At 33.8% G+C, this 5,644-nt stretch carries 4 protein-coding genes and 3 pseudogenes; 4 read left to right on the forward strand and 3 right to left on the reverse strand.

Translation table 11 applies throughout. From position 1 onward, the window contains the following. The 3 genes and pseudogenes from GGR08_RS07515 to GGR08_RS07525 form a co-directional block, all read left to right on the forward strand. Positions 1-80, forward strand: a pseudogene (locus GGR08_RS07515) (helix-turn-helix transcriptional regulator); the annotation flags it as partial. A 98-nt stretch (positions 81-178) separates the two neighbouring features. Then, positions 179-785 (forward strand): annotated as a pseudogene (locus GGR08_RS07520) (hypothetical protein). After that, positions 749-1,135, forward strand: coding sequence for a hypothetical protein (locus GGR08_RS07525; RefSeq protein ID WP_183194702.1), 387 nt, complete (start codon positions 749-751; stop codon positions 1,133-1,135). The pseudogene GGR08_RS07520 and the gene GGR08_RS07525 overlap by 37 nt, the downstream one beginning before the upstream one ends. 815 nt (positions 1,136-1,950) lie before the next feature. On the opposite strand, the gene GGR08_RS07530 is transcribed toward GGR08_RS07525, so the two are convergent. The 3 genes from GGR08_RS07530 to GGR08_RS08460 form a co-directional block, all read right to left on the reverse strand. Further along, positions 1,951-2,451, reverse strand: a complete 501-nt coding sequence (locus tag GGR08_RS07530) for a hypothetical protein (protein WP_183194701.1) — start codon at positions 2,449-2,451, stop codon at positions 1,951-1,953. 182 nt (positions 2,452-2,633) lie between these two features. Beyond that, positions 2,634-3,818, reverse strand: coding sequence for an alpha/beta hydrolase (locus GGR08_RS07535; RefSeq protein ID WP_183194700.1), 1,185 nt, complete (start codon positions 3,816-3,818; stop codon positions 2,634-2,636). Positions 3,819-4,268: 450 nt separating this feature from the next. Further along, complete coding sequence (locus GGR08_RS08460; RefSeq protein ID WP_246350215.1) at positions 4,269-4,466, reverse strand: DNA adenine methylase; 198 nt, start codon at positions 4,464-4,466, stop codon at positions 4,269-4,271. Between the two features lie 82 nt (positions 4,467-4,548). Here GGR08_RS08460 and GGR08_RS07545 point away from each other — a divergent pair. Continuing rightward, positions 4,549-5,385, forward strand: a pseudogene (locus tag GGR08_RS07545) (type ISP restriction/modification enzyme); the annotation flags it as partial. Positions 5,386-5,644: the final 259 nt, after the last annotated feature.

Raw genomic sequence — 5,644 nt, forward strand, 5'->3', positions numbered from 1 at the left:
TTTTATCCCGTTGGTTACAATCAGATCTCTTGAATGTCATCGAGCAAGCAAAACAGCAACGTCAAAGTGACGCGGCATAAAAAAAACCTTGTCACATAAGGACGGACAAGGCTTTCTCAAACTAATCACCTTAGAGATAGTACAATCCGTCCTGTGACGCAACGTTATAGGATTTAAAATGATGTGGTTTATATTTAAAAACACCCCCGTTCTCTCTAATATTGCAAATGAAACCGCGCTTGTTAATAAACAAGAACCTGTAAAAAAATACGAATTAACTAATGAAACTCATATTCTCGAAGATCGTACTTTACATAGAATTAGAGCGTTAAAAGACTTTGATGATATAAAGGTGGGCGCCTTAGGAAGCTTTATTGAAAAAGAAGTTAACCTCTCTCATGATGGCAATTGCTGGGTCTATGATGATGCTTATGTCTATGGTCATGTGTATGGGAGTGCCCGCGCTCTTGCTGATGCTCATATCTATGACCATGTTGCTTATGATGCTACGGTTTTTAGTTATGCACGCGTCTATGGTCATGCCAAGGTTTCTGGATCAACTTGCATTTATAGCCATGCAAAAATTTATAATTATGCTGTGATTAATGGGCGTGCAAAAATTTATGGAAAAGTCTATGGCAATGCAAAAATCAACAAAAAAGCAAAGTAAGATTGGTTCCAAAAATTGTGAGGTGTATGAAAGCGATAACGTTATCAATATAACTGATAAAACAGAAAAAAAACAGGTATGGTGGGTCTTCTTTATGGCTATAAACGCATCCTAAGATGCAGTGCTAATAAACAGCTCATAAAACGAATAGCAAATTTCACTATTTTGCTGATCAGCCCCTCTGCCTCATGGGCTAAAGGAAGCGTGCCAAGTGATATGACGCAGCTTTCAAATAGCTATTCTAATGATAAAAATAATCTTACCCAACATGGAGGAATGAGCGCATATATACAAAACATATCATATTGCAAGCGCTTTATTAAAGATATGAAAACTTATCAAAAGGAAAGTAAAGAATGCGTAGGATCTTTAATCGCTCATTTGAATGAGAAATCCTATAAACGATTGTTATGGCTAGAAAACCTATCAATTATAACGTCTTTATCTTTAAAGAGATTCATATAAAACAAAGCCCTTGATCAAAATGCTCCTTTTAAATCGTTTCAATATACTAAGCTCAAATTCGAGCTGAGTGAATTCAAATAACACATTATCTAAAATCAAACCTATCAAACAAATCAAAACGCTTTTAGAATCATCTCAATCCAATAAAAAGAATATGACATTACAATGGTTTTGAATTTTACTTGCTTATCTTTGTTTTAATTAGGTGCCACCAAATTTGGGAGGAGCTCATTTGGTTTCATATTTTAAACTATAACTTTTAAAACGTTTTTAGTACCAAATCTAAAGTAGATAGTAATTCCACTGCCATGGCATTATTTGCCTCCATTTTTTGTGGAAGCGAATAATTCCGTTCTTAAAAACTAGCCTGCAATCTATTCATTAAAAGGCTTTTCATTTCATAAGATATAAAATACCTCTTTATCGTTTTCTAAATTTTTAGAAAGCGTTTTAAAAGTAATCTTATCTTTAAATCTTTTTATGTAATCTTTAAAATGTTCGCTGTTATGAAAACTCTCTATTTTACGTTCGCCAATTTTGGCGAATGTTAATTTGTTCTTTTATGCTATTAACAATCTAATCTTTAAAACAAGATGTGATTTTAAACGTATATGATCGATAATTCCAAACAACTAAACTTTAAACAATGTGATTTGTGCTGTGATAAAAACGTATCATAAAATTTATGAACTGTTATGAATGATAACTGCTTTTCATTTCATTTGAATACACATATGCGTTATAATATTTACATCATGATTTGCTTTTTAGGTTCTATTCATACATGCTAGTCTTATATAAAAAATAGTCAAATTTTAACTTTTTTGTTTTTTCTCAAAAAGATGTGGGCTTTCAATAATAAGTTTTTCCCGTGCCTTTTGTAATTGTTTAATAATTTCATCAATTTTTGATGGAGAACAAGGAGCTTCTTGACTATTTAACAAATGCAGTCTCTCTTTCCCCTCATATAAACATTGCATCTGAGATTGAAGTATTCTAACTTCTTGAAAGAAAAGACGCCCAGTTTCCTTAAAACCATTATTAAGTGAAAAAAGTTGATTGGAAATGGATAGCAAAATTTGTTTTAAGAAACGCTCATTTTCCTGGCGTTTACGATATTCTAAAATAAGAGCATGGCTTATCTCATCTAATTGTTGCTTTGTAGAATCAATTTGACGCAATAAATTTGGTTTTTCCCCCATATCACCTTTTCTCACCTTTGCAAGCATAGCATGAATGTCTAACAGCTTAATTGCGGAATGAGATAAATAATCAACAATTGTAGGCTTATTGGCATAGCGTTTCTGTGCAATCATCACAAACTTACCTAATGACTTTTTTACATTCATTCCGCTATTTAGCCTTCATTTTACAAAACCATTCTAAAGAAAGTGCTAAAAAATATTACTTTTAATTTGTATATTACTTTTATGAGTAGAGGAAAATGCAAGCAGAAAAGGACTTTGCATTATTCAACGGCTGCCTTCTTTTTTCACTATCAATGTGGAATCCGTGGTGAGAGAAAACGTACAGGCGTGTAAAGGATAAGATGTGTTGTTTTTTCTAACACACTACTACCATCAGCAAGAAGAGCTTGACTAGGTGACAATTCTGTACCTTGCATAATTGTTGAAGCCAAAGAACCTTCTCGAGAAAGAGCCATCAACGTCGGTGAAGATGCGAAGACATTATGTGCTCCCCCATCCACATGAGAAAAATCTAGAACAGCTATTCCATTTTTACGCAACATTTCAATATCTGAACCATCACCCACACGATGATGTCCACCCGTAAGACGTCCTGAAACAGCGAGAGCTTTATCTGCTCTGGATACTAAAATAGCCGTTGGCTGTGGGAGCTTTTTAATATCATTAAGTTGGCGCTCAAATACATCAACATCAATATCTGGTGCAGCCATTAATAAACTTGTAATCCGACGAATAGGTTTATATTTCCCCTGCAGGGCTAAAGTTCTAAATGCTTCCATTATAACAAAATTTCCCATAGAATGTGCAATAACTGAAATCTGATCAGCATTAGTTTCACTCATAAGTGTTAAAAGCTCTACTAGTCCGTCACGAGCAAAATTAGCACTGTCACGATCATAAATATAAAGAGGAACAGACCCAGCAGAAGGCCAAGAATAATGTACCGCGACAACATTTAAAGAATAATCGTATGTAAACTGTGCCGTACGAAATGTACCATCTGCAAAATTATTGTTATATCCATGGATAAAAAGAAAAATTTCTCTTTTTCCTTTTGGCTTTTTTGCTAAAGCAGCATTTAATTGCTGTTTAAACTGTTCTTTATTATCGTATTTTTGCAATGCTACTGCTGCAAAATATTTATCATGCGTTGGTTTATACGCATTTATTTCAACAACTCCCTTTATATGTTGCTGAGGAATTCCTATGTCAACGCGATTGTAATGTACTTTTTTTGATCGCTCTGTGCCATAAGGTTGAGCGTAACTATTTTGCCTCATACGACTTGTTGCAACATACACTGGAATAACGGCTTTCGGAGAAATCGGTTTCTCTTCAATCTCCCTTTCTACTGCAATCATAGAAGGGGTTGCATGAACCCCATGCCAAAGCACAGCACGAGAATCGCTACATGCCGACAATAAAGAAATACAAATAAGAAGTGTTAAATACCTTAGAACCACTATACTTCTCATTGCAACTTCACCCCACCCTATAAAATATAATATTTCAAATGCACAGATAAAGTAATAAAAAGTGAAATATTATTAGGAACACATCAATAAATAATACACGAAGAAAGATTTTCCTATCATACGCATAGATTCCCTCTCCACACATTTTTTTCTCATTACAGAAAGATCAATCGCTAAATGGTGTGATGGAGGTACCATTTGATAATAATTTAACAATATTATTTCAATAAATTAATAAAAATAGCAAATAAAAAACCACCTAATATATAGAATTAACAGCGCTATCAAATAGCATCATCATCTATATCTTGCAATTACAAATCAAAAGTTCTTTTCGGAATGTTTTTTTGCCCTACCTGCTATCCAAAGGGTCTCAACTTCTAAAAAATCAAAATTCTTAAAGATCTCTCGAACTGTATCACAATCATTCAGGCTTAAAACAAACCTCCCTTAAATGTCCTTAAGAACTTTTGCCATACTGATAAAATCAGCTTCAACAAAATTCCCTGAACTATAATATTGCTTCTTTACAAAATAAGGTAGATCTAAATAAAATAAACTATAGAGTACATCAAAAAAATCAACAACCCCTTCCCACGATAAATTTAAGATCGTTCTATCAAGCAATTTTTCCCTAACACGTTTCATCCTTGATAACAGCTTATCCGGACTAAACCTTGCCTGTCCCTTTCTTCCAAAACTAAAAGAGACATAATCTTTCCTCTTAATGAAAGATTTTTCTGTACTTATGGCTAAGGATGTGACTGATGTGAATATGATAGATCGCAATCAATGCTTTGCACTTTATATTTATGAAGACACTATGGTCTCAAAAAGTAAAAGTAAGCAACAATCCCATTTGTTTACAAACTCTACAGAAGCAAACACAACAGCTAATTTACAGAGGCGTGATGCCATTACGGATGAAGGTCTAGACCATTTTAAAGCCGCTTATCCTAATGAAAAAATCACTAAAGATGATCTATTCTATTATGTTTACGGTCTACTTCATTCGGAAGATTATCGTGCTCGTTATGCTGATAATTTATGCAAAGAACTGCCTCGCATTCCTTGTGTAAAGAGTGCTGATGATTTTTGGAAGTTTGTAACAGCTGGACGTGAATTGGGTCATTTGCACGTGAATTATGAAACTATAGAACCTTATCCAGTAACCTTTAAAAAAGGTAATCCAAAAGTTACAGATATCTCTAATCCAGAGAAATTCTATTATGTAACTGAAATGAAATTCGCAAAAGTTAAGAATAGTAAAGAGAAAGATAAATCAACAGTTATTTACAATAGCAATATCACAATAACAGATATCCCTCTTGAAGCTTATGCGTATATCGTCAATGGTAGACCCGCTCTTGAATGGGTTATGGGGCGTCAATGTGTAAAGACTGATAAAAAGAGTGGCATCGTGAATGATGCCAATCGCTATGCTGTTGAAACCGTTGGAAACCCCGCCTACCCTCTAGAGTTGTTTCAAAGGGTTATTACTGTAAGTTTAGAGACAATCAAAATTGTTAAGAACCTACCAAAATTAGAAATTAGAGAAACTGAATAACTTATAAAGCATGCTCACATAATGGGTATGATAAACGCATAAGTGGTATAAGGTCTTATAGCTATAGGTTCCTATACCCCCTTTATACATTGCTTACATACAATCTCTAAAAGGAGTGTTTATATGCGTTATTCTAAAAAGAAGAAACTTGCACTTTTAGATACTCTACTTTGATTGCTTTAAGACTTTTAAGAAATCCCATCTTAAAGTGAATACGCTTCTTTTACATTGCCTTTAAGAGGTTATATCGTAATCTAAA

This window comes from Bartonella fuyuanensis (assembly GCF_014197255.1).
Classification (GTDB): Bacteria; Pseudomonadota; Alphaproteobacteria; order Rhizobiales; family Rhizobiaceae; genus Bartonella; species Bartonella fuyuanensis.